The following is a 23,810-nucleotide window of genomic DNA, read 5'->3' as shown; positions in this document are numbered from 1 at the left end:
AACTTATAGTTGAATTAATTTAAAATCACGTTAAGGAGCAGTTATATGACCTATCCGAACACATATTACAGTATAAAAAAGTTGATGGCGGCGCAAATATTTATGCTTACAGGCGAGATTTTTACGATTTTGGTAACAATCCTAACCGCGTCAGTTTTCAATATGGACATCACCATAGACAAAGCAATTTCCCCTGCCGGATTAGCCTTGTACGGTATTACGCTGTTGTTTTTGGCGGTGAGAATCCTCGGTTATATTTTCTATATAATCGGTCTGCGCAAGGCAAACAAGGACGACGCGAACTTCAAAATAGCCTTCTACTCAATCATTATCACTTTGATTTTGGCAGTGGTCAGCGTGGTGTTTGTGTTTAACAAAGAGGTTTACAGTATTGGCGAGCTGCTGGTTATTCTGACGATTATGCTGTCCCGGATTTACATTCTCGAGGGAATACGAAGCCTGAGCAAACAGCTCGGTCATCCCGAAATGGATAAAACCGGCGCTGCAATTTACGCGATTATCGTCACGATTTTTGTTATAAGAACCTGCGTGAGCATTTTGATTTTGATACTCATCGACAACTCGTCAAGCGTTGAGACGTCGATATTTGAAGTAATCGACAGCGCTTTGAGTATCGGCGAAAGCGTACTGTTCCTTTTCTACTTCTCAAAGGCATTGAAGATTTTTTCAAAAGAATAGCGTTTAATGAATTTTAAGGGAGGATAAACAAATGGCAAGAAAAAAATAAAACAGAGAAAACCGATTGTCACATTTTTAGTCGCGCTCGGCGTAACACTGCTGGGCATCGGACTTCTCTTTGTTCCGGATGAAACCCTTGAATATTTACTGGTACTGATTATTTCCGTCAGCCTAATTTTGGGCGGAATATCGTTTATGATTCAGCGTTTCCAGATAAAAAAGTATTTGCAGGGAATTATAGGACTGGTGGTATTTTTGCTTGTCGCCGCCGTATTGCTTGTACTTCAGTACTATTTTTGGGTTCTGACAATCGCGCCTTGCGTGTTGATAGGCATAGTCGCGATACTGGTAGGTATTGTGCGTGCAGCAATTTGCGTAAACTGCTTCGTGAACGGCTACAGAGGCGGTATAATGAACGGCATATTTGCGCTCGTATTAATTGTGACAGGTCTGCTGCTCACCTTCTCTCCGCTCGAGCACATTTTTGCACTGCGCTATTTTATCTCTCTGTACCTGATAATCTACGCGATAACGATTTTCGGTGATTTTTACGCTGAGGTCACCCTCACCGAGCTCGAAGAGGACCGTATGCGCCGCCGTACCCATATCTCATTACCCAACCTTATTACGGCGTTTAAGATTAAGAATATGGTCACTGATATTTACAAAAAGATTGACGACAAAGAATTTGAAAAGAAAATCTATGTTGAGGACAAAGAAACAAGCAACTTCGACACCGTTAATCTCGAAATCAATCTCCACTTAACCGATCCCAAGGGCAACCAGTTCGGTCATATGGACATCGCCATAGGCGACACCGTGTATTCCTACGGCACCTACGACAAGAGCAAAAACAAGCTTGGAGGCTTTATCTCGCAGGGTACATACGCCGAAATTCCGAAGCTGCCCTACTATAAATACTGCGTCGAAAACTGCGGAGATAACGTAATCAGCTACGGCGCGTGCTTCTCCGAAAAACAGCTTGATTCGGTTAAGGAAAAACTCAAAATGTTTAAGCAGTACTGCGTACCGCTGGAGCTTAAAATCAGACATCCCGAGGTCACCGTACCCAAGCCCGGCAGACGTTACGGCGACGCAGGTGAATTTTTGGTGCAGTTCCTCAACGCGAAAATATACACGGTGGTCGACGGCTCGTTCAAGAGCTATTTCGGCGTTAACACCAACTGCGTAATGTTCGCGGACTGGCTGCTCTCAGATACGGGAATCGACGCGGTTTCCATGGGCGGACTCCGCACCCCCGGCGCGTTTTACTACATGCTTGAAAATATGTTCTACCGCCCGAACAACCGAATTATCCGCAAAATTTCCTATTTTTCAACCGACGGTATTGAAGAAAAAATCAAGCTCGGAAGTAACGTTGAGTTTGATATTACAAAATAAAAAACTTTTTTCGGGAATCAGAATACAGTTTAAATAATATCTACTGAACAAACCCCAATTTCAAACTGCGGAAAAGCAACGCTAATATCTCCGCCCTCAACTTCTCGATCCTCCTCAGATTGAGAAGCAGAACGGACATAGCAATGCTGTGGCAAGTTGTCTCTTTCAGCCTTGTCACTATCATGTCCATGCCGCATTTGCGCTTGGCGAGGCTGAATTTGCGCTCAACCTCGACGCGCTCACACTCATCGATGTAATTCTGTTTTTTGTCGATCTCAGCGTCCTTTTTCGGTCTGCCGAGAGCCGGTCCCGAAAGCCTGATTTTGTGTTGCTTGCAGTATTTCAGGTTCTCGCGCGTGCGATAGATTTTATCGACAAGCACACGCTCGGGATAATGTCCCGTTCGTTCTTTGTACCGCTCAATCATATCTTTCAAGCCCGTGGATTCATTGTAAGCGTCAAAGCTGTGCCTTTCAAGACGCGTCCAGCCATTGCAAACGCTGATGTCGAGCTTCACACCGAACTCCGTCTTTGCCTTGACTTTTCCGCGCACAATAGGGCGGATCCACGGCTGGCTCAGACTGACAATCCTGTCCTTGACGCTTTGGGTGCGGTTGACGTACATTTCTTTCTGCTGCGCGTAGATTGTTTGGATTGTGGAAAACTTTTGCTCAAATTTAGCAGGTAATGCTTTCCCGCCGACAAGCATTTTCTCAATATGACCGATGTTCCTGTTGAGATAGCCAAGCTGCTTTTTGATTGCCTTACGACGTTGCTTTGCCTTTGGCTTACGGATGCGGGCGTAAGAAGTGTAGTCTTTATGCGCTTTCTTACGGTATGTACGGGGCTTTTGCTCGCCTTTGACATGCAGCTCATCAATGATTTTCTCGCTGCACTCGCGGGCTTTGTTGAGTAAGGATACATCCTGCGGATATGAGATCTGCGACGGAGCACAGGTCGCGTCAACGATCATGGTTCCGCTGTTCTTATCATCGTCATCGGATTCGTCTTTGCTCGATTTCTCCTTCTCCTTTTCAAGCTTTGCCTGCTCTGCGGAGATTATCATTTCGTTGATTTCTCCGATGATCTCAGGCGTCAGGCGTTTGCGGAAGTAGACCATCATCGACGGATCAAACGGGGGCTTGCTGTCATCAAAGGCTTTATAGCCGCAAAAGTATTGGAGATACGGATTCTCTTGGATTTGAAGCGGGGTCTCGGCGTCGGAGTAGCCGTACTCGGCTTGGATGATCCTCGCGCCGAGACCAAGGCGCAGTGACTTTGCCACATTGCCCTTCTTGTTAGAGAAAAGCTTCGCGTATTTTTTCTCGATCTCAAGCCACGGAATCGTCTGCGCACGCTTAACCCAACGGTTGCTGTTTTTCAGATTCATGCCTATCGGCTGTCCGAAATCTTCTAAACTTATCTGTCCGTTGTCGAATTTATACATCCCATCATCTCCAAATGCAAGCTTTTTGCGGCTTTTCAGCCGTTTTCCTTGCATTTATTATACCATATTTCGATGATTTTTGCACTGTTTATCGGATGATCGGGATTGTTCAGTTTACATTAAATAATAAATACAAAACACGCCGTACCAAAGCGTGAGGCGTGTTTTTCTTCTCCTTATGGTCAATTTCGACGATTATATAATATCTGTGTCAGTTTATCCAATATCTTCCTGTTACAATAAGCTGCGGAGCACAGAAAAACACCGTTTCCTTTATATTCGCATTAAAAGGTGAGTTATTCGGAAACGGCATAAAAGGAAAAAGTCCCGATTGTATATACAAACGAGACTTTTGTGGTGGAGATAACGGGGCTCGAACCCGTGACCTCTTGACTGCCAGACTACCGCAGTTTTGGAAACAGAAAATATCGTGGATTTTTTGGATTATGTGTACAATAACTCGACTCCTGATTTGTGCAATAATTACATAAAAAGCAGATTATTTCGTCTCGGTTCGAATTTTTTTCTTTTTTATTCTACGCCAATTCCATCTGAAATTCTTCTCGAGGTATATGATTCTTGCGCAAAAAAATGAACGATTTTACTACTAAAATTTTTAAAATTTGCGCAAAACAGGCGTTTTTCTTTTGCGCGACACTATGTATTAAAAACTAATATGAATACTTATTGCTTACCTATTAAGAATATGCTCTAGCTGATAATAAGTATGGCTTATTCACCTTGCTTTGTGTACATAGCTATCCGACATCCTTGCTTTGATAATTAATGGATTACACAACTATTATACAACGAGTCGTGCGCTAAAAACAACCCATAATTTTGGATGAATTATCATTTATCGCGGTTATCAATCAAATTAACAGCGCCTAATATTTTATATTTGACATATTATTGCTTTTATGCTACTATAATATTGTATTTGTGATATATTACTATAAGGTGATAATATGAAAATAACCGGAAACGAAAATGAAAAGACTATTCTCAAGGAATTAGGGTCGCGAATCAAGCAGCAGCGTTTGTCGCTTGATCTGACTCAGGCTGAACTTGCCGATCGTTGCGGCATTTCACTCAGCACGGAAATCAGGATCGAAAACGGCGATGACTCAAAGATGACTAACTACATCAAAATACTCAGCGCGTTTAGTATGTCCGGTAACTTCGATATACTCATTCCCGAGGCTCAGCCTTACTATAAATCCCTTTTTGAAGAAAACCCAAAGCGCAAAAGGGCAAAATCAAAAAAAGCCAAGACAAGCTCAACTTGGACTTGGGGTGAGGATAAGGAGGAATAAAAGATGGCAGTACAAACTGTAAAAGTAACTCTTTGGGGATCCCCGATCGGTTATCTTCATAAGCAGGAAAACGGTTTAATTGGCTTTCAATATGATACAGATTTTATTGGCAGCGGAATCGAGGTATCTCCTATCAGGATGCCGCTTTCAAAAATGACATATACCTTCCCGGCTTTACCGGAAGAAACTTACAGCGGCTTGCCGGGAATGGTTGCTGATTCTCTGCCTGATAAGTTCGGTAACATCGTTATCAAGCGTTATCTGGATAGTATCGGCAGAAGCGACGATACTCTTACGCCGCTGGAAAAGCTGTGCTATACCGGTAAGCGAGGAATGGGCGCACTGGAATATGAGCCCGCTCGCGAACTTATCGATATAAATGAAAAGGTCGACATTGACGCGCTGACTAAGCTCGCCGCTGAAATCTTATCAAACAAAGAAAACCTGCATGTTTCTGATAACGATCATATGATCGCGCAGTTAATGCAATGCAGCTCCTCAGTCGGCGGCGCGAGAGCGAAAACTCTTATCGCTTGGAACAAAGAAAAAAACGATATCCGCTCGGGACAGATCAACGCTGGCGATGGTTATGAATACTGGCTGCTGAAGTTCGACGATATCGGCAACAACAAGGATAAGGACAACGAGCCCGACAGCGGCGAATACACCAAAATCGAGTACGCTTATTATCTTATGGCGCAGGCGTGCGGGATCGAAATGAGTGAATGCCGACTTTATCACGAGAAGGGCAGATCTCACTTCATCACAAAACGCTTTGACCGAATCGGAAACAAGGGTGAAAAGCAGCATATGCAAAGCCTGTGCGCTATGGCGCATATGGACTTCAACTCGCCGAGGATATACTCATACGAGGACGCTTTTCAGGTAATGCGACAATTAAAGCTGCCTCACGGAGATTTTGTCCAGCTATACAAGCGAATGCTGTTCAATGAATTTGCAAAGAACTACGATGACCACACAAAAAATATCGCCTTCCTAATGAACAAGAAAGGCGAATGGTCGCTGGCTCCGGCGTATGATATGACGTTTTCTTACCGCAAAGACAGCCCGTGGGTAAGCGCGCATCAAATGCTGATAAACGGCAAGGCGGAAGATATAACAATTGACGATCTGCTCTCTGTTGCAGAAAAAGCAGGGATCAAGCAAAGCAACGCCAAAAGCTGTATAGATCAGGTCAAGTCCGCTGTATCGGATTGGACTCGATTTGCCGAAGAAGCAGAAATCTCTGACAGCCAAATGCAGTTTGTAAAGAAGAATTTGATAGTATAACATAAGCCGACGTAAGCGTCAAATGAGGTAAAGAAACATCCGCCACAGATACCGGTTGGTACTGTGGCGGATGAGATTATTTTAGGGTATTTTATTCAGTTGAACATGCCGATTTAGAGCGGCAGTCATCCGGCGCGTTCCACGGCAGGAGGGTATCTATGGATTCATTTTTCTTCAGGTTGGGCGCTTTTGTGAATATGAACTTGAGATACTCGTAAGGATCCAATCTGTTTTCCTTCGCTGTTTCGATGATGCTGAAAACGGTAGCGCTTGCTTTGGCACCCGACGGTGTATTGGCGAACAGCCAGTTTTTTCTGCCGATAACAAACGGCTTGATGCTGCGCTCGGCGCGGTTGTTGTCGATTTCCAGCCTGCCGTCCTCGATGTAACGGCGCAGGTATGGCTCTTCCTCGATCAGATAATTAATCGCCTTGCCGAGCTTACTCTTCGGAGCAATGTTCCGAAGAGATTTTGCCCACGCAAAGAACGCGTCCAGAAGCGGTTTCGATTGCTCCTGTCGCTCTTTCAGCCTATCTTCCGGACTCTCGTCCTTCAATTTCTTTTCAATCGCATACAGCTTACCGCAGTAATCCAGACCGATAGCTGCCGTCGAACCCTTGCGTTGTGCTTCCGGCAGAACCTCCAGCGCCTCGCAGAATCTCCTTCTTGCATGTGCCCAACAGCCGACGATTGTAACATTTTCGATTCCGCGGTATGCTTTGTAGCCGTCTGTATGCAGATAACCTTTAAACTCTTTTAAGAAGCTCTCGGCATTCTCCGCCTTGCGGTTCGGTCGATAGTCATAGAGAACAATCGGCGTCTCACAACATCCGCTCGTCCGGTACAACCACATGTAGCTCTTTGTCGCTGTCGGCTTATCCTTTGTTTTGAGCACTTGTAAGGTAGTCTCGTCCGCATGGAGAACACTTTCTTTGAGGAGCAGCTCTTTCATTCTCTCATACAGCGGCTCCAGCCAGAGCTTTGAAGCGGTGATGAACCAGTTCGACATCGTCTGTCTCGACAGTTCAATGCCCTTCTGCTTTAATTCCTGTTCCTGGCGATATAGCGGAGAGTGCATCACAAACTTCTGTGTCATCAGATGAGCTATTGCTTCCGCAGAGGCAAAACTGCCTTTGATGACCGGATTTGGCTGAGGTGTTTCTACAACCGGTGTATCTGCTTCGTTCTCATGACACTTCCTGCACGCGTAGGTGAAGTATACATCCTCACGGATGACGGCTTTTGCCGGGATTATCTCAAGGTGCTTGGTGACCTTCTTACCGATGACTTCCATCTCTTCACCACATTCAGGACACTTGCGTTCTTCTTCGCTGAGCTCGTGTTCAACAGTGTAGGTTTCTATGTTCTCGGGAAGCTTGTCGAAGCAGCCGGTCTTTTTCTTTCGGGTATGCTCCTTGACTGTTGTCTCAGCAGTTTTATTCCCGATGTCCTCTATTAGCTCCGCTTCGTTAAAAAGCAGAGAGATACCTGCATAGAGATCTTCCATACGCTCTGAGCTTGAACCAAAGGTTTTCTTTTTATTGATCAAAAGCTGTTCTTTCAGCCAGTTCAATTCGGATTCGAGCTGAGCGCAGTGAGATTTCAGCGACTCATATTCAGCTTTAGAAATCGTTACAGTTTCACTGCTTTTTACTTCGTTTTTCATGATATTATTATACCACAAAAACGCTGAAAAGTCCAGTGCTTATGCGGATTTATGAGCGATTATCCGAACTTTATTTTCTCCATTTTCCGGTGTGCCTTCGGCTGCCGGATACTCAGTCCTTCCATCAGCCAGCGGTACTGCTGAGGAGTAATACCGAGCGCCTCATTCTCACTACGAGGCCATTGGAACTTACCCTTTTCAAGCCGCTTGTAGAGCAAAAGAAAGCCGTCTCCCTCCCAGTAGAGCGCTTTGATTCTGTCAGTCCGTCTGCCGCAAAACAGGAACAGTGCGTCGGAACACGGATCAAGTTTAAACTGCTGTTCAATGATAGTCGCCAGACCGTCGATACCACGGCGAAGATCCGTGTAGCCGCAGGCAAGGTAGACCTTTGCTCCGCTGAAATCGCTTAACATGATTTGAGTATGCGAAACAGTGCGGCGAGTGTAGCTTCATCTGCGCCGTTATGCACTTCAGCACAGATGCTTCCGATTTTTACCGACGCCGCGATGTTGTTATTATGGCTCTCATCGAAGGATAGCGGGACTTCGACAAACTGAGAACTATTTTGCAACGCTTTCCAAACCTTCTGCCGGCGATAGTGGAAGGTGCTGACAGCGATCTGATGCCGCTCGCACCATGAGCGCACACTCAGTCCGCTGTTGCGACACTCTTCAACCTGCCGTGACCATTCTGCAAGATTATTGTTTTCCTTGATAATTTGTATGCCTTTTGACATGATCCACCCCGTACAATTGTGTGCGATTGCATACGATTGTTTCCGTTCGAATACAGTTGACTACAACCGCACACTTCGTTTTTGCTTATATTTTCGCACATTCACCGGGCAGAGTTCAATACGGTGTTTTATTTGACGGTTACTGTTTATGCAACAGATGAACGTTTTTTCATAATTTGCATCGTTTTCTGTACCAGAGCTGAATTGCGTTTTCTGGGATAATTGCGAACAGCAAAGTCAAGCATCTCCGGACTTCCTACGAGGATAATCTGCTTCTTCGCTCTGGATATTGCTGTATACAGCAAGTTCCTTGTCAGCATATTTCTATTGTATTCACATAGAGGCAGAATAACAGAGTCATATTCTCCGCCTTGACTTTTATGAACCGTTATTGCATATCCCAATCTTAGATCGTTCAATTGGTCTATGGTGGGAATATAACAAGTCCTGCCGTCTTCAAAATCAATGGCAGCCAAGTTTATCGTGCTTTCTTCAGGATTCATGCGAATCTGACCTATATCTCCGTTACAATAACCGAGAGGATGATTGTTTTGTACTACAAGTATTCGATCCCCATTCCAAATCAAATCATTACCGTTATCAATAATATCTGATTTATCAGCACACGGATTAACTAAGGAATGCAGAGCGTTGTTTAGACTGCTTACAGATAGATTTCCGCTGCGATTAACCGGCGAAAGCAGCTGAAAACTTTCGTTATTCATATAACGCTTGGCTGCTTCTTCACAAATATACTTTTGCATACTGTATTCTGGTATATCGACAAGCATAAAGCTGTCGTCAAATTGAAAATCATCTATGCTGTTAAACCACGAATAGTTTTGAACATTTTTGGACAAGGCCGAAAAAATATCTTCCTGACGATGATTATTGAATAACTGTATGACCGGAAAGCCAAGCTCTATTAAGTCAAAAATAACATTTCCTGCACCTACAGATTGGAGCTGGTTTTCATCGCCTACCATTATTATTCTGCAATCATTACGGCAATGTTCAAGTATCCCGGATAGCATTTCAATCGTTAACATACTTGCTTCGTCGATAATAATCAGTCCGATAGAGCCCCAATCCACCCTGTCGTCAGTTGTTTCTATCCCGAGCCCAAGTAAGCTGTGTACCGTCATGCTTTGCGCACCGCTTTTAATGCGAAGATTTACTGCTGCTTTGCCCGTGGGAGCAACGGCAATATAACTGCCTTTTGATTGATCATATGCTTGGATTATGCCGCGTATCAGCGTTGATTTCCCTGTTCCGGCTCCACCGAGTATCAGCGATAAACGATGGGATAATGAGATTGAAATTGCTCGTCTCTGTTCGGCGCATAGCTCAATTTCGTTTACTTTGACAGATGTTAACAGAGCCGGTTTTTCGATTATATTGTTTTGCAAAATATCCGACAGGTGCTTTGCAGCTGTTAACTCACACGAAGCAATATGCGCAGAGCTAACCTTTCCACCATCTAAGGAAAGAATGCCAGTTGAACACAAATACATTAAATCCTCTTGTAAACTTGAGTTGTCGGAATATCTAACGCAATTGTTAAAAAGGATTTGTATATCTGTATAACTGTCTCCGGATAGGTGAATTTTCTTTATGGCATTGAGCATATAGTTTCCTTTGGTTGTATTATCACTCATGCCACATCACCTTCTTCCGCATCATTGAGTTTCTCAACGGCTTTTGCGAGAGTGTCGAGAGAAGTATGAAGGTATACGTCTGTTGTTTCGATTTTTCCATGACCGGCAAGTCTGGCAATCGTTTCCATAGGCACGCCCTTTGCCTGCAAACGAGTGATATATGTATGTCTGCAGCAGTGTGGGTTGAGTAAACGTACACCTTCTATTTTTGCGAGCACTCGCTTGTATTTGCGTCTGAAGGTCCCAACACCACACAAAGCACGTTTATATGACAACGTCCATAGGAACGGTTGAGAGCCGTGCTCGCGAACATACAGAGCATATGGGATATACTTGTCAGGCACAGGGATAATACGGTTGCTTCGCTTGTTTTTTGGAGGACCGAGCTTGGATATTCCGTTAACCGTCTTTACAGCTTTATTTATTCTTATTGTGGATCCGTCAGGTGCAATGTCATCCTTTGTAAGAGCCAACAGCTCTTGCGTTCTCATTCCTGTACCAAGCATAAGACGAATACTGTTCCCAAGCATATCCTCGGGCAACTCCTTCATCAGAATACTGAGTTCATTATCGTTGAAGGCGTCTTTTGTATTTTGGTTAAACTTAGAACCCTTTATTGACATTGAATGCCTCGCGGGATTTCTGCTTATCAGTCCGTTGTCATCAGCAAAGTCAAAAATCTGTATAAGCATTGTCCTAAACTTACGAATATATGATTCGGAGTAATCATCCATCATTTTGCGATAAAACTTGTTGATATCCAAAGGAATAATATCAACAAGTTTCATCTTGCCAAAGTATTCTTCAAGGATATTCAAAGTGTATCGATAACCGGAGTAAGTTGATTCTTCAACTTGACCTTTCATATCATCGTACCATTCTTCCGCCCAATCCTTGAAAAGAATTTTGCGGTCAATGTGGATATGATTTTCTTTTTCTATCCAGTATTGGCGAATTTGCTGCATGACCTCTGCTTTTGTAGGTGCAGAAAAACTAACCATATTTCGCTTGCCTTCATCGGTGTATCCGTCCATTAACAGGCCGCGCCACTGACCGGATTTTATCCTCTTAATAGATCCTTCGCCTTTTCCTCGCTTGTTAGCCATAAATCTGCACCTCCTTACGCACTTATATTCTCGGCGAGTGTAGCCGGAACATAAGTCTGCTTTTTGAGCCATACAAGGAAGAGAGATTCGGGAACTCGAATCGAGCCACCAATGAAACATACCGGAAAGTCCTTGCGACGTGTGAGTGCATAGGCGCCGGAGCGGCTGATTTTGAGGTAATGCATTACCTCGGAAACGGTAAGATAGTTTTCTTCCATTTCAAGTCTTTTTACGTTTGTGTTTTTTGTCATCAGAATGACCTCCTAAAATAGTATTAGGAAAAAGAATAACCGTGTAGGTGTCTCCTACACGGTGTCATATTTCCGATGACTAACGAATATATCGCTCCTTGAAAATTTAAACAATTTACCTATTGCTTTTTTGCTCGACAATATGTATACTATTATCAACGGTGCGGATTTATCCGTTGTGTAGGTGCTCGTTCCACCTGCGCAGGCATATGAGAGCGCCAACTCTTATATGCTGCCGTTATTTCTTTTTCTGATTCTATTATACTATATATGGGGGCATATGTCAAGAGTCTTTTTGAAATTTTTTGAATTTCTTGAAAAAATTTTTAAAAAGCGCAAATTGCAATAGCAAGTTGAAACAAATTTAACGTTTGTAGTAGAATGTCGTGAGTTTATTGAGGGAGGAGCGTAGCGACGAGTGAGAGAAACTCACGACGGCGCGGCTCAAGCTGCCCTGTATATCCTGTCGAGTTCCTGCTCAAAGAGTTCCTCCGGAGTATGATACCCGAGTATCTTTCTGGGCAGATTGTTGATTTTGTCAGCAAAAAAGAGGATATCATCAGCACTGTAGTCATCTATGCTCTTCCCTTTTGGAATAAATCTGCGAAGCATTTTGTTGTGACATTCATTTGTTCCTTTCTCATAGGAAGAATACGGATGAGTAAAGTACACTGAAATCCCTTTTGATTCAACCTGAGAAAGATTGGCAAACTCAGATCCGTTATCTCCGGTTATGCTCTTGAACACTTCGTTATATTTATCTCCGAATTGCTCAATTAACCCGGATAGAGCTTCGTCTATAGCTTCAGCAGAATGATCTCTTATTTTCAGCCATATTGATTCACGATGCTTACGCTCAACTATTGTCATTACCTGAGATTCACCCTCTGTTTTTCTGCCGATAACGCTGTCAATCTCCCAATGACCGAATTCTTCACGAGTATCAACATCATCAGGTCGCATTTCAATACTGTTGCCGAGATTTCGCTTGTTTTCTCGGATTCGGTTTCCTTTGGTGTTACGCTTTAGCTTTTCAGGTAAATCTATATTTTTGATATTTAGCAAACCTAAATCAACGTAGTTGTACAGCGTTTTCGTGCAAACCATTTGTTTATCAGTATACAGATGATTTGCTTTGGCGTAACCTACGCAAGCATCAAGCGACCAGCCTTCTTCACGGAATTTCTTTTCAACATACTGAAGAAAACCGACCACTTCAAGACAATTGATATTTCTGCGGCTGTTTTTGCGACGTTCAAGGTAAACTTCCTTACCCTTATCTGCTTTATATCTCGCAACCTTACCGTTATACAAATATACAGTACCTCGTTCAACTTCATTTCTGATGGTATTGTATGGTCTGCCAAGGTGTTTGGCGATAGCATAAATTGACCAACCGTCTTTAAGTCGAACCTCTATTTCGTGTCGTTCTTCTGATGTTATGTGTTGAAATTTCTTGTGCTCCGTGTTACAATTGGAATTGTCCATAGTGATGATTCCTTTCGAATTGGTGTGTGGTAACTCAATTCTACTACAGAATCGTCGCTGTGGACTCTTTTATTTTATTGTTTCAACTTCATTTTACAACGCGCGAATTTTTAAAAAGTAGTATTATATAGAAAATGAGATAAGGGGATGAAGAAGTGACCACAAAAGAATCTCAACGTAAAGCCAGCAAAAAATACATCGCCGAGAAATTAGATGAGGTTAAATTACGTGTCCCAAAAGGTGAACGTGAAATACTAAAAAAACACGCAGAAAAAATGGGTGAATCTGTAAATGCTTTCGTTTACAGAGCAATAAAAGAGACAATGGAAAGGGATAATAAAGAATAGATTTTTACACCGGAAACGCCACAAAGGTTTATTTCCGTTATTATTTATTCTTTATTCTATATTCTTTCTTCTTTGAGCCTCACGTCAGTGAGGCGTTTCTGGTAAATGTTATGAGAAACGATACTATTCAGAAGATCAGTCGGGGAGAAGTCAAAAATCATACTTGCGTTGCATTTAGATTTCTCAAAACGCAACCTTTTGTTTGCGTTCATTTACACAAAAAACGCTCATTCCTGCTCAGTATATATTGCAAATTCTGTAATAATATGTTATAATATTAAATAAATTGTTTAAATAATATATTCAACATGGAGTATAGTTATGAAAAAAATATTTTTGTTTTCTTTGTCTTGCTTTCTTCTTCTTAATGTCCTTTGCGGCTGCAACAAATCAACAGAAAAATCCAGCTCCGATGCAACACCCGATGAGTGCGCAACCGCTACCCCAAATGCAACATCCGATGAGTATGCATCTGCTACTTCAAATTTAAAATCCGATGAGTACGCACCTGCCACTACGACAAGCCACTGTACATGGTCGCTCGATGGCACGGTACTGACGTTCTCCGGTAACGGAGAGATGGACAGCATCGATGTTAGATATAACGAAGAGCCTAAATGGGGAAAGGATATCACCAAAGTTGTCATACAAAACGGCGTAACAAGTATTGGTAGTTATGCGTTTTCCGGGTGCAGCAGACTTACTAGTATTACGATCCCAAACAGCGTGACAAGTATCGGAAGCAATGCGTTTTCCGGGTGTAGCAGCCTTACGAATATCCCAATCCCCGACAGCGTGACAAGTATTGGCGAACAAGCGTTTACCGAGTGTAGCAGCCTTACAAGTATTGAGATTCCAGCCAACGCGAAAATTGTATGTGGTTTTTTATTTTCCGGATGCAGCAATCTTGCAAGCATCAAGGTTGATGAGAGGAACTCTTTTTATGATAGTAGAGATAATTGTAACGCGATTATTCATACAGAAAGAAACGCCCTGATCGCAGGGTGTAAGAATACAGAAATACCGGACAACGTGTCTACAATCGATGGGTATGCTTTTTCTGAATGCAATGGATTGACAAATATCACAATCCCAGGTAGCGTGACATCAATCGGAGTAAGTGCGTTTGATAATTGCAACGACTTGACGAGCGTTACAATTTCAGAAGGCGTGACATGCATCAGCATGTCGGCATTTGCTGATTGCAACAACTTAACGAGTGTTACGATTCCGGACAGCGTGACAAGCATCGAACCAAATGCGTTTGGTAAAAGTTCTAAAACCTTCACGATTCACGGCTCAAAGGGTAGTGAGGCACAGCGTTACGCTAATAAATTCGGCTTTACTTTTGTTGCTACAGATTAAACAGACGCGCTTACCATTATTGACTCCAACAATTAATCTAGCATTGTTCAAGTTACCAAATTATTATAAGAAATTTTTTGATTGTGTAAAAATCATTGATCTTGTTTTATAAGACAATATATAAATTGTTTTTATCATTTCTTAAAATCAAGGAGGAAAGAAAATGAAAAGGATTTTGGCATTGATTATAGCTGTTTTATCAGCTATTGTTTTTAGTTCATGCACTACTGTAAACAATTATTATAATAACGGGTCTGAGGCGAGCAGTGAAACTGCAGTGAACAGCGAGCCAACAGTTAATAGCGAATCTGCGACAGAAACTCAAACCATTAAGGAAGATACTGCAACTACGTCAGCGCCGGCAGCTGATGCTCCTCAGTCAACTCCAAAAACAAATGCTCCTGTTTTTAACTATAATACTCCGTTTTACGGAATTTGGGTATATGCCTCCAAAAGCAATGATGATGCATCAAGCTTTGCCAATGAGGTTTCTTCAAACGGATTTAACAGCTATATTGAGAACACGACAAATTGGAGCAACTTGAACAACGAGGAATGGTATGTCGTTACCGCCGGTAAGTATTCATCTGAGAATGAAGCGAAAAATCAGCTCAGCGCAGTCAAGGAAAAATACCCTGACGCATATGTAAAATATTCCGGAGAGTATAAAACATCATCCGACGCGGATTATTCATCGTTTTACGGAATTTGGGTACATGCCTCAAAAAGCTATGATGAAGCCTCAAAATTTGCAGGGGATGTTTCTTCAAATGGCTTTAAAGGCATGGTTATTACAACCACAGATTGGAGCAATCTGAACAGCGAGAAATGGTATGTAGTTACTGCCGGTCAGTATGGTACCGAGAAAGAAGCAAATAACAAATTGAATGAAGTTAAAAAGTATTATCCTGACGCTTATGTAAAATATTCAGGAGATCATATAAACAATTGATGTGTAAAATCATCCTGATGACCAACCTATTCTTCTCATCGACCGAAACGGCAAAAATCGAATAAAAAAATAAACGCTCTGCCCATCGGACAGTATAATAGTCCGGTAGACAGAGCTTTTTTTAAGTATTTATCTCCAACTGTTAATCAGCAGCGAGAAACAAGTTTGTATCGCAATCTTATCCTGAGTTTTTAGTGAATAAAGAAAAAAGAATAAAGAATAGTCGAAGTATTTGTCCAATAAAAAAACGTTTAAAATCCTATTCAACATTTATTCAACTATTATTCTATTATAGAAAAATAAACACAAAAGAAAAAGCGCATCAGATTGCCTGAAAATGGCTTTCTGATGCGCTTTTTGATGTGGTGGAGATAACGGGGCTCGAACCCGTGACCTCTTGACTGCCAGTCAAGCACTCTCCCAGCTGAGCTATACCCCCAAGTGTGTTTTTCATTTATACTGCGTTTTGAACATTTATATATTACCCTATGTTTTTTGATATGTCAAGCCTGTGCCGGAAGATTATTTTTCGAAAATTTCCGATATTTTTAAATTTTTTTGAAAAATAAAGATATTTGTAATTGTTTTGTCATAGTCAATGTGGTATACTTTAGTCACAGTCAACAACAACGTTGGCAAAGAACTAATATAAGGAGAAAGAAAAATGGCAGATTCAAGAGACAACAAAAACAACCCCAATTCATATAATGACAACTACGACGGAAGCAGAAAGGAAACCTCCGCTCCGCTTTCGAGAGAAGCAAGGCAGAAGAAAGTCGCTCAAATTCAGAAGGAGCGCAAGCAGAAGGCTAAAAAGCAGAGAGCTATCGCAATTGCGGTAGTCGCAGGAATTGCGGCGATAGCCGTGGCGAGCTTTATAATCTTCGGAATTGCTTCGAACAACAAGTCAAACTCTTCGGCTCAGACGGCGACAACTTCATCTGTTTCAAGCACAACGGCGACAACCGCCACAAAGAAGGCTGAGACCAAGGCGACAAGCAGCGTAAACTCAGGTCAGAGCACTCAGAACGAGGAGAGCAGCTACGTTCAGTCGAGCAATGTTGACAACAACGTATCGAGCTATGGCAACAACACAAACAACAACACAAACAACAACGCAAGCAGCAACTCAAGCTACGACAACAGCTCGAGCAGCAGCGAGGACGCAAACTACGTTCAGCCCTACCAGGATTCGAAGATTAAAAACGGCGACGGCAGACCTGCGGCAGGAGCCGACGGCGCCGGCAACGGAATTAACAACATCGACAACAACAAGCCTGCAAACAACCAGTCGCAGGCAGGCGACGGCGACGTAAACTACGTTCAGCCCTACAACGGAAACTAATTTTAGGCAATACCGCATAATTCAGGTGTGCGGATTGCGCAGCAAGATTTTTCGTCAGGTTGTACAAATAAATCAAGGTAAGGCTGACGCCTTGCCGAGATTTTTTGGGCAAGCTGACGGAATAATATTCAAGCAAGCCGCGCGCCTTGAATTGTGCGGTGTTGCCTTTAGACAACAGCAGAACCCGAGGCGCAACGCTTCGGGTTCTTTTTTCTCTGATTATGATGTTTTACTGTCAATATTCTCCTTAATTTGCTTAAACGAAACGCCGTATTTCAGCGCGATATCCTTTGCGTAGCTGATACCCTGCGGAGGAAGCAGGCTCACCTTAAAGCTTCGCTCACCGTCGTGAACGCCGGTGACAAGGCTCGCCGCCTTGCTCGTACCCTCAACCTCGCTGTTCATTTCATCACAGCTTCGCGCGAGGTCGTGCATATGGGTATTAAAAATCGCTCTCGCGCCGAGGTAGCGCATCGCCTTTACTACATCCTTTGCGATGAACAAGCCCTCGGTTACGCTGGTAGTCGCAAGGCTTTCGTTGAGCAGCATTATGCTGCGCGAGGTCGCGACGTCAAAAATCTCGGAAAGGCGCTTACTCTCCTCTCCGAGCCTGCCGAGGTCAACGGTGTCGTTCTCGTCGGCAGGAAAGTGGGTATAGATGTTATCGCACGGACTTATCGCGGCGTATGAGGCAGGAACGTAAATTCCGAGCTGACCGAGCAGCATAGCCAGTCCCCACGCCTGGGTAAAGATTGTCTTTCCACCCCTGTTCGGGCCTGTCAAAATGAAAATCCGCTGCTCGTCGTTGAACTCAATCTCGTTAGTGATGATATTAATATCCTCGCCGTTAACCTTATTGATGACGAGCTTTAGGTTGTATAATTCCCTAAAAGAACAATTCCTTTCGTCGGGTTCGAGGATAACAGGCTTGCACATAGGCATACCCGTCTCCTTAATTTTATCGACAAGCTCCGCCCACCTTACATAAAATAGAATCTCGGGCAACAGCTTTGTAAGCGTGTAGCCGCTTGTGTTTACATAGCGGCGCAGGGTTGATTTTATCTCATTCGTCGTGTGCTTCAAAATATCGGTCACAGGTTTTTTGATAGCCTCGGAGAGCGGATCGTCGCCTGTAGCCGGAGCCGCCTCCATATCCATTCCGAAGTACGCCGCCGGAGTTCTCTTGATATCGGCAAGAGTTTTTGTGCTTTTTCTTTCGTTTGCGGGGTGGAACTGCTTGATAGAGCTCACGTCGTTGCCGTGCGTAAGTCCGTCCTTTTGGTTGGCAAAGTTCATAAAGCGCTTCATCAGTCCCGAATCGGTAAACTTTGTGTCGTTCAGCGATATAACGCCTGCCACCCTCGGGCGCAGAAAAGCGTCGAGGTTAACGCCGATTGTAATTGACTTGAGCGCTCTTGCCTTCTCGAGCGTTTCGTCAATATCCTTTTTCAGCTCGTCAAAGCCGCTGTCGCGCTCAATGTCCGTCACCATCTTCTTCAAGGAAAGCAAGCCCTCGGAGTGAATATCCAAGCCTGAGAGCGTGTCCTTGATCATTCTGATACAGCTTACATAGTCGTCAATCTCTCGGATTCGATTAATGAGCGACCAGAGGTGCGACGCCTCCTGGTCTTTTTGAAAGCGCTCCAAATCGCGCAAATCGGCAAGCTTAAGCGTTAGCTCAATCATGGCGTCGCGGAGCTTTGGGAACCGCAAAAAGTCGTCAAAAACGTCGCAACGGTAGCGGATTACCTCAGGATCATCGGTAATCTTAATCATAGCGCTTTTGATAAGCTCCTGCTCGGTTTTTTGGTCGGTCAGCGCCCCGGTGATGAAGTCGATAGAAAGGTCGTTTACCGCTTCATCGGTTAAAAGCTTATAATTTCGGTCTGCCCCTTGGGGAAACATCAGGCTGTAGTCCATAGCGTTACCTCGCAAAACTAAAATACAGTTTAATTATATAGGATTGGGTATATTTTTACAAGAGTTTTTCGTTCTTTTTCATAAAAAAATCATCATAAATATAGTTATTATTAACGGTGATTTACAAATGAAAATATGCTAAAATATAGATGTATAATTATATTTAGGAAAGGAACGTGACTATGAAACACAAAAAACTTTTATCCGTAATATCCGCGTCGGCGGCGGCTTTGATGATTGCGGCTACAATGAGCGCTTGCTCAGCCTCAGGCTCGGGCAATTCTACGCTCAACGCAAACAAAGACTACGCGACAAAGGTTATTTCCGACTTCAACTCAAACTCAAAGGCGGCTGAATTTGAATTTTCGGATCAGGCATACGCCAAGGGCGGCACAGCGGCTATGCTGTTCAAGCCGGACATCTCCGCCGAGGATTTGCAGCAGGTTGCGAGAAACCTGTTCCTCACAAGCATTACCGTCACCAATGAAAAGGGCGACATCGTAGCTTGCTATCCCGAGGGAGCAGAGAGCGGAAAGATTAAGGACTCCAAGGACAAGGCTGTATTTAACAAGGTTGTTAAGGGAGTATCCGAAAAGTATATGACCGATCCGGTTTACAACGCAGAGGACGGCACATACGCGGTTCTCGCAGGCGTTAGACGCAAGGACGCCGACGGCGCTGTTGTAATCGGCTATAACACCAAGGACTACGCCGCAGTTACCGGCACAGACCTCGCTAAGCTCTGCGGAGCAAACGCTGTTGTAATTAAGGACGGCGCAGTGCTCAGCTCAACGCTCGAAGGCGTTAAGGCAGAGGGCAAGCTCGAGGATCTCGGAATTTCAGCCGACGACCTCAAAAAGGACAGCTTCACCGTTAAGGTAGGCGACAAGTCCTACAGCGCGGTAGCTTCTACCAAAGGCGATTTAACTGTTATTTGCGCAGGTTAAAAATTAACTTTTAAAACGAAAAGCGAGCAGGCCGGATATCCGGTCTGCTCTGCTTTTTGGGAAAGAAATATTTGAGAACATTCTTTTGAATGAGGGATTGGTTAAATTATCCGGAGTAACGATTGTTTGTGATGTACTCCTTACCGGTCTGAACGCCTGTAACGTTGAGGTTCTTGTCGGTTGTGTAACGGATGGGAACATTGTGCCACTTGCCGTCGATTGTCGCGTACTTAAGAACAGCGTTTGTTACTCCTGCGTACTGACCTACTGCCTTGAATGTATATTTATTTGTCTTAAAATCATATGTGCAGCTGATTTTTGCCGATGTGCCGCTTGCTCTGTAGTCCCAGTCGTAGCCGTAGCTTGTCTTGCCGAATGCTGTGTACAGGCAAACCTTCTTGCTTGCAGCCTGTGCCGAGATTGGTGCGCTGTTTACTACTGCCGCCGACGCGCCTACTGCCGAAAGTGCTCCGAGTGCCGATACCGAACAAATTGCTGCCATAATTCCTGCTATTACCTTTGTCTTTACGTTTGTCTTTTTCATTTTTCATTTCTCCTTAATATTAGTATTTGGTCAAGGCTTACTGTTTGCGACATCATGTTGCCTTGACTGTGGCTATATAATAACACACAGACTATGACAAAACCCTGACAAATTTAAGGAGATTTTTAAAAATTTTAAAAAAAATTTAACGCAAATTGCAATAGCAAGTTGCAACATTTTTTGAGTCTGTAGTAGATCGCCGCGAGTTTTTCGAGGGAGGAGCGTAGCGACGAGCGAGGAAAACTCGCGGCGACGCGGCTCACGCGGCAGCATATATGCGGTCGAGTTCCTGCTCGAACAGCTCTTCCGGGGTTCTGTAGCCCAGAATCTTTCTGGGCAGGTTGTTGATTTTATCCGCAAAGTAGATGATGTCATCAGCGCTGTAGTCGTCAATGCTTTTGCCCTTCGGTATAAATCTGCGCAGCATTTTGTTGTGGCACTCGTTAGTTCCCTTTTCGTAAGACGAATACGGATGAGTGAAATATACGGCTATGCCTTTTGATTCAATCTGAGAGAGGTTAGCGAATTCGGATCCGTTATCACCGGTAATGCTTTTGAATACTTCATTGTATTTATCTCCGAACTGATCAATCAGAGCGGATAGCGCCTCATCTATCGCTTCGGCAGAGTGATTTCTCACCTTGATCCATATGGACTTTCTAAGCTTGCGCTCGACTATTGTCATCACCTGAGATTCGCCTTCGACCTTCCTGCCGATTACACTATCGATTTCCCAGTGTCCGAACTCTTCTCTGGTATCTACAATATCGGGACGCTGCTCAATACTATTGCCGAGTTTTCGCTTGTTTTCTCGATCTTTCTTGGTTTTAGTCTTTCTCGACAGTTTCTCAGGCAAATCGATGTTCTTGATTTTAAGCAGACCTGAATCAACATAGTTATACAGCGTTTTGGTACACACCATTTCTTTAGAGGAAAACAGTCCGTTGGCTTTTGCATGACCTACTGCGGCGTCCAAAGACCATCCTTCATCGAAAAACTGATCTTCAACATATCTGAGAAACTTTGCAGTTTCAAGGCAACGGTAATTGCGGCAGCTGTTCTTGCGATGTTCACGATATGCTTCCTCGCCTTTGTCAGCCTTATATCTGGCTATCTTTCCGTTGTAGAGATATACCGTACCACGGTTGATCTCGTTTTTGATTGTGTTGTATGGTCTGCCAAGACTTTTGGCGATTGCGTAGATCGTCCACTTGTCCTCATTGAAGCGCACTTCAATTATGTGTCGTTCTTCAGAAGACAGGTGTTGATATTTCTTGTGTTCCGTGCTACAATTAGGGTTGTCCATAGTGATGATTCCTTTCGAATTGGTGAGCGCAAACTCAATTCTACTACAGAATCGTCACTGTGGACTATTTATTATATTGTTGCAACCTCATTTTACAATGCGCCAATTCTATTCTTTGAAAATTTCAACAAAAAGAATAATAATTCTAATAAATAAGAAAAAATTTTACATTTTCTAATATAATATACGATGAAAAGAAATTTTCAAATTTTATTGAGGAGGAACATCCATTGGAAAAACTTTTTCATCTGAAAGAGCACGGTACTAACATCAGAACCGAGATTATCGCCGGTCTTACCACATTTTTGACCATGGCGTACATCATCTTTCTGAACCCTACCGTAATCGGTCAGAGCAACCCTGCGTTTGCGGCAGCAGGCTATGAGGGTGCAATGGCTGACAGCGCTGTATTTACAGCAACCTGTATCGGCGCGGCAATCGGCACATGGCTAATCGGCTGGCTTTCTAACTACCCGATGGCGCAGGCTCCGGGACTCGGACTTAACGCGGTATTCGCGTACACCCTCTGCATTGGCTTCGGTCTTTCACCGAGCGCGGCTTTGGCGGCGGTATTTATCGGCGGCGTATTCTTTATTCTGCTCACCGTTACCGGCGCGAGAAAAGCTATTGTTGAAGCAATCCCCGTAAGCCTCAAAAAGGCAATTTCGGCAGGTATCGGCCTGTTTATCGCGCTTATCGGCTTCTCTAACGCAGGCATTGTTATCGGTCAGAACGACGGCGCGGCAACTGCGGTTGACCTTGCGGCGTTCACAAAACCCTCGACAATTTTGGCGCTTGCAGGCTTGATTATCATCACCATTCTGGTTATTCAGAAGGTTAGAGGCGCTATCTTTATCGGTATGATTTTGACAGCGGTTATCGGCAACGTTTGCCAGTTTGCTTTCGGCATTGAAATGGGAATTACACCTCCCACAAACTGGGTACCCCACGTTGATTTCTCAATGTTCGGTCAGTGCTTTGTAGGCTTTGGCGAGCTGTTCTCGGCTCCTATCGCTTCAATCACCGCCGTACTCATTACACTGTTGATGGTTGATATGTTCGACACAATCGGCACACTTATCGGCGCGGCTGACAAGGCAGGTTACCTTGACGAAAACGGCAACCTTCCCAAGATTGAGAGAGCAATGCTCGCAGACGCTCTTGCTACTTCCGCAGGCGCTGTTTTCGGTACATCAACCGTTACCACATACGTAGAGTCAACTTCAGGTATCGCGGCAGGCGGCAGAACAGGCCTTACATCAACCGTAACAGGTCTTTGCTTCGCGTTTGCGCTGGTACTTTCTCCGTTGCTCGGCTTTGTTCCCACAGCGGCGACCGCACCGGTACTTATCATTGTAGGTATTATGATGTGCTCATCGCTTAAGGACATCGACTGGCCTGACCTCGAGGTTGCTTTCCCCTGCTTCTTCACAGTAGTAGGTATGCCCTTCTTCTACTCGATTACAGACGGTATCGCATTCGGCTTTATCTCTTACGTTATCGTTAAGATTGCAAGAGCTAAGTTCAAGGAAGTTCACCCCTTGATGTATGTAATTTGCGGACTGTTCGTAATTATGTATGTTATCACGGGCTTGCAGAGCCTCGGAATTCTCTAAGGAAAAGTTCATCAATAAAAATATCCGCCGGCGTTTTTGCACCGGCGGAATTTTTATGCCAATTTAAATTTCATTATAACGGGGTTGTGGTCGCTGTACTTCTGAGACAAAAAGCAGGCACCTTACGGCACCTGCTTTTTTTTGCGTCCCAGAAGTATGTTTTTCAAATAGGATAGTTCTTGCTCGTTTGTTGCGGCGTGTGTGAAGTGATAAGTTGGTGTAGCTCTCTCGCGGAAAACAGTCCACCGGACTGTTTTCTTTTCGCTCGCCTTCGCCTCCCTTCTGAGACAAAAAGCAGGCACCTTACGGCACCTGCTTTTTTTGGCGTCCCAGAAGGGAGTCGAACCCCCGACCTTTCGCTTAGGAGGCGAACGCTCTATCCAACTGAGCTACTGAGACGTGTTTAGTCA

General features: G+C 43.9%; 21 protein-coding genes and 2 tRNA genes. 10 read left to right on the top strand and 13 right to left on the bottom strand.

The genetic code is table 11. The annotated features are described in order from the left end of the window. The first annotated feature begins 45 nt into the window (after positions 1-45). Both AB1I50_RS09345 and AB1I50_RS09340 read left to right on the top strand, forming a co-directional pair. Positions 46-699, top strand: coding sequence for a hypothetical protein (locus AB1I50_RS09345; RefSeq protein WP_407723765.1), 654 nt, complete (start codon positions 46-48; stop codon positions 697-699). Positions 700-894: 195 nt separating this feature from the next. Beyond that, complete coding sequence (locus AB1I50_RS09340; protein ID WP_407723764.1) at positions 895-2,100, top strand: hypothetical protein; 1,206 nt, start codon at positions 895-897, stop codon at positions 2,098-2,100. A 40-nt stretch (positions 2,101-2,140) separates the two neighbouring features. On the opposite strand, the gene AB1I50_RS09335 is transcribed toward AB1I50_RS09340, so the two are convergent. Beyond that, complete coding sequence (locus AB1I50_RS09335; RefSeq protein ID WP_407725308.1) at positions 2,141-3,547, bottom strand: IS5 family transposase; 1,407 nt, start codon at positions 3,545-3,547, stop codon at positions 2,141-2,143. A 968-nt stretch (positions 3,548-4,515) separates the two neighbouring features. On the opposite strand from AB1I50_RS09335, the gene AB1I50_RS09330 reads away from it, so the two are divergent. Together AB1I50_RS09330 and AB1I50_RS09325 are read left to right on the top strand one after the other, a co-directional pair. After that, positions 4,516-4,863, top strand: a complete 348-nt coding sequence (locus tag AB1I50_RS09330) for a helix-turn-helix domain-containing protein (RefSeq protein WP_407723763.1) — start codon at positions 4,516-4,518, stop codon at positions 4,861-4,863. A gap of 3 nt (positions 4,864-4,866) precedes the next feature. Beyond that, positions 4,867-6,153 carry a type II toxin-antitoxin system HipA family toxin gene (locus tag AB1I50_RS09325; RefSeq protein WP_407723762.1) on the top strand — a complete coding sequence of 429 codons (1,287 nt, stop codon included), beginning with the start codon at positions 4,867-4,869 and terminating at the stop codon, positions 6,151-6,153. Positions 6,154-6,244: 91 nt separating this feature from the next. On the opposite strand, the gene tnpC is transcribed toward AB1I50_RS09325, so the two are convergent. From tnpC to AB1I50_RS09290, 7 genes are all read right to left on the bottom strand, one after another. After that, complete coding sequence (gene tnpC, locus AB1I50_RS09320) at positions 6,245-7,819, bottom strand: IS66 family transposase (protein ID WP_407723761.1); 1,575 nt, start codon at positions 7,817-7,819, stop codon at positions 6,245-6,247. 59 nt (positions 7,820-7,878) lie between these two features. Continuing rightward, a complete protein-coding gene (gene tnpB, locus AB1I50_RS09315; RefSeq protein ID WP_407723760.1) occupies positions 7,879-8,232 on the bottom strand; it encodes an IS66 family insertion sequence element accessory protein TnpB in 354 nt (117 codons plus the stop codon). Continuing rightward, positions 8,226-8,555 (bottom strand): IS66 family insertion sequence element accessory protein TnpA, encoded by a 330-nt coding sequence (tnpA, locus tag AB1I50_RS09310; RefSeq protein WP_407723759.1) that lies wholly within the window; start codon positions 8,553-8,555, stop codon positions 8,226-8,228. Before tnpA ends, tnpB begins: the two co-directional genes overlap by 7 nt. A gap of 146 nt (positions 8,556-8,701) precedes the next feature. Next, a complete protein-coding gene (locus AB1I50_RS09305) occupies positions 8,702-10,213 on the bottom strand; it encodes an ATP-dependent DNA helicase (RefSeq protein ID WP_407723758.1) in 1,512 nt (503 codons plus the stop codon). Continuing rightward, positions 10,210-11,319: a tyrosine-type recombinase/integrase gene (locus tag AB1I50_RS09300; RefSeq protein WP_407723757.1), complete on the bottom strand. Its 1,110-nt coding sequence runs from the start codon at positions 11,317-11,319 to the stop codon at positions 10,210-10,212. Before AB1I50_RS09300 ends, AB1I50_RS09305 begins: the two co-directional genes overlap by 4 nt. Positions 11,320-11,333: 14 nt before the next feature. Then, positions 11,334-11,570 (bottom strand): helix-turn-helix domain-containing protein, encoded by a 237-nt coding sequence (locus tag AB1I50_RS09295; RefSeq protein ID WP_407723756.1) that lies wholly within the window; start codon positions 11,568-11,570, stop codon positions 11,334-11,336. Between the two features lie 444 nt (positions 11,571-12,014). Continuing rightward, the gene (locus tag AB1I50_RS09290; protein ID WP_407723232.1) at positions 12,015-13,058 is read right to left on the bottom strand and encodes an IS30 family transposase; all 1,044 of its coding nucleotides are present in this window, start codon (positions 13,056-13,058) and stop codon (positions 12,015-12,017) included. Positions 13,059-13,213: 155 nt separating this feature from the next. On the opposite strand from AB1I50_RS09290, the gene AB1I50_RS09285 reads away from it, so the two are divergent. The 3 genes from AB1I50_RS09285 to AB1I50_RS09275 all read left to right on the top strand — a co-directional run bounded on the left by AB1I50_RS09285 (position 13,214) and on the right by AB1I50_RS09275 (position 15,722). Beyond that, positions 13,214-13,405, top strand: coding sequence for an Arc family DNA-binding protein (locus AB1I50_RS09285; protein WP_407723755.1), 192 nt, complete (start codon positions 13,214-13,216; stop codon positions 13,403-13,405). Positions 13,406-13,726: 321 nt separating this feature from the next. Then, the gene (locus AB1I50_RS09280) at positions 13,727-14,770 is read left to right on the top strand and encodes a leucine-rich repeat domain-containing protein (protein ID WP_407723754.1); all 1,044 of its coding nucleotides are present in this window, start codon (positions 13,727-13,729) and stop codon (positions 14,768-14,770) included. Between the two features lie 163 nt (positions 14,771-14,933). Then, positions 14,934-15,722: an SPOR domain-containing protein gene (locus AB1I50_RS09275; RefSeq protein WP_407723753.1), complete on the top strand. Its 789-nt coding sequence runs from the start codon at positions 14,934-14,936 to the stop codon at positions 15,720-15,722. 363 nt (positions 15,723-16,085) lie between these two features. Here the strand turns inward: AB1I50_RS09275 and AB1I50_RS09270 are convergent. Then, a tRNA-Ala gene (locus AB1I50_RS09270) sits at positions 16,086-16,161 on the bottom strand. Positions 16,162-16,386: 225 nt separating this feature from the next. Here AB1I50_RS09270 and AB1I50_RS09265 point away from each other — a divergent pair. Beyond that, positions 16,387-17,067, top strand: a complete 681-nt coding sequence (locus AB1I50_RS09265; RefSeq protein ID WP_407723752.1) for a hypothetical protein — start codon at positions 16,387-16,389, stop codon at positions 17,065-17,067. Positions 17,068-17,286: 219 nt separating this feature from the next. Here the strand turns inward: AB1I50_RS09265 and AB1I50_RS09260 are convergent, their stop codons facing one another. After that, entirely contained in the window at positions 17,287-18,987 is a 1,701-nt protein-coding gene (locus AB1I50_RS09260; RefSeq protein WP_407723751.1) for a MutS-related protein, read from the bottom strand. Positions 18,988-19,169: 182 nt separating this feature from the next. Here AB1I50_RS09260 and AB1I50_RS09255 point away from each other — a divergent pair, with 182 nt between their 5' ends. Further along, positions 19,170-19,934, top strand: a complete 765-nt coding sequence (locus AB1I50_RS09255; protein ID WP_407723750.1) for a PDC sensor domain-containing protein — start codon at positions 19,170-19,172, stop codon at positions 19,932-19,934. Positions 19,935-20,040: 106 nt separating this feature from the next. On the opposite strand, the gene AB1I50_RS09250 is transcribed toward AB1I50_RS09255, so the two are convergent. Together AB1I50_RS09250 and AB1I50_RS09245 are read right to left on the bottom strand one after the other, a co-directional pair. Next, positions 20,041-20,478, bottom strand: a complete 438-nt coding sequence (locus AB1I50_RS09250) for a hypothetical protein (RefSeq protein ID WP_407723749.1) — start codon at positions 20,476-20,478, stop codon at positions 20,041-20,043. 259 nt (positions 20,479-20,737) lie between these two features. Beyond that, positions 20,738-21,784, bottom strand: coding sequence for an IS30 family transposase (locus AB1I50_RS09245; RefSeq protein WP_407723748.1), 1,047 nt, complete (start codon positions 21,782-21,784; stop codon positions 20,738-20,740). Positions 21,785-22,014: 230 nt separating this feature from the next. Between AB1I50_RS09245 and AB1I50_RS09240 the strand changes: the two genes are divergently transcribed. Further along, positions 22,015-23,400, top strand: a complete 1,386-nt coding sequence (locus tag AB1I50_RS09240) for an NCS2 family permease (RefSeq protein ID WP_407723747.1) — start codon at positions 22,015-22,017, stop codon at positions 23,398-23,400. 322 nt (positions 23,401-23,722) lie between these two features. Here the strand turns inward: AB1I50_RS09240 and AB1I50_RS09235 are convergent. Beyond that, a tRNA-Arg gene (locus AB1I50_RS09235) sits at positions 23,723-23,799 on the bottom strand. Between the last annotated feature and the right edge of the window lie 11 nt (positions 23,800-23,810).

This window comes from Ruminococcus sp. NATIVEDY161 (assembly GCF_045819895.1).
In the GTDB taxonomy this organism is placed as follows: Bacteria; Bacillota; Clostridia; order Oscillospirales; family Acutalibacteraceae; genus Ruminococcoides.
The sequence above is the reverse complement of the archived record's forward strand: the minus strand, read 5'-3'. Positions and strand labels throughout refer to the sequence as shown.

What these genes read in the sequence shown, in the direction of transcription:
- AB1I50_RS09345 (WP_407723765.1), top strand. Translation starts at nt 46, where the DNA reads ATGACCTATCCGAACACATATTACAGTATAAAAAAGTTGATGGCGGCG.
- AB1I50_RS09340 (WP_407723764.1), top strand. Translation starts at nt 895, where the DNA reads ATGATTCAGCGTTTCCAGATAAAAAAGTATTTGCAGGGAATTATAGGA.
- AB1I50_RS09335 (WP_407725308.1), bottom strand. Translation starts at nt 3,547, where the DNA reads ATGTATAAATTCGACAACGGACAGATAAGTTTAGAAGATTTCGGACAG.
- AB1I50_RS09330 (WP_407723763.1), top strand. Translation starts at nt 4,516, where the DNA reads ATGAAAATAACCGGAAACGAAAATGAAAAGACTATTCTCAAGGAATTA.
- AB1I50_RS09325 (WP_407723762.1), top strand. Translation starts at nt 4,867, where the DNA reads ATGGCAGTACAAACTGTAAAAGTAACTCTTTGGGGATCCCCGATCGGT.
- tnpC (WP_407723761.1), bottom strand. Translation starts at nt 7,819, where the DNA reads ATGAAAAACGAAGTAAAAAGCAGTGAAACTGTAACGATTTCTAAAGCT.
- tnpB (WP_407723760.1), bottom strand. Translation starts at nt 8,232, where the DNA reads ATGTTAAGCGATTTCAGCGGAGCAAAGGTCTACCTTGCCTGCGGCTAC.
- tnpA (WP_407723759.1), bottom strand. Translation starts at nt 8,555, where the DNA reads ATGTCAAAAGGCATACAAATTATCAAGGAAAACAATAATCTTGCAGAA.
- AB1I50_RS09305 (WP_407723758.1), bottom strand. Translation starts at nt 10,213, where the DNA reads ATGAGTGATAATACAACCAAAGGAAACTATATGCTCAATGCCATAAAG.
- AB1I50_RS09300 (WP_407723757.1), bottom strand. Translation starts at nt 11,319, where the DNA reads ATGGCTAACAAGCGAGGAAAAGGCGAAGGATCTATTAAGAGGATAAAA.
- AB1I50_RS09295 (WP_407723756.1), bottom strand. Translation starts at nt 11,570, where the DNA reads ATGACAAAAAACACAAACGTAAAAAGACTTGAAATGGAAGAAAACTAT.
- AB1I50_RS09290 (WP_407723232.1), bottom strand. Translation starts at nt 13,058, where the DNA reads ATGGACAATTCCAATTGTAACACGGAGCACAAGAAATTTCAACACATA.
- AB1I50_RS09280 (WP_407723754.1), top strand. Translation starts at nt 13,727, where the DNA reads ATGAAAAAAATATTTTTGTTTTCTTTGTCTTGCTTTCTTCTTCTTAAT.
- AB1I50_RS09275 (WP_407723753.1), top strand. Translation starts at nt 14,934, where the DNA reads ATGAAAAGGATTTTGGCATTGATTATAGCTGTTTTATCAGCTATTGTT.
- AB1I50_RS09265 (WP_407723752.1), top strand. Translation starts at nt 16,387, where the DNA reads ATGGCAGATTCAAGAGACAACAAAAACAACCCCAATTCATATAATGAC.
- AB1I50_RS09260 (WP_407723751.1), bottom strand. Translation starts at nt 18,987, where the DNA reads ATGGACTACAGCCTGATGTTTCCCCAAGGGGCAGACCGAAATTATAAG.
- AB1I50_RS09255 (WP_407723750.1), top strand. Translation starts at nt 19,170, where the DNA reads ATGAAACACAAAAAACTTTTATCCGTAATATCCGCGTCGGCGGCGGCT.
- AB1I50_RS09250 (WP_407723749.1), bottom strand. Translation starts at nt 20,478, where the DNA reads ATGAAAAAGACAAACGTAAAGACAAAGGTAATAGCAGGAATTATGGCA.
- AB1I50_RS09245 (WP_407723748.1), bottom strand. Translation starts at nt 21,784, where the DNA reads ATGGACAACCCTAATTGTAGCACGGAACACAAGAAATATCAACACCTG.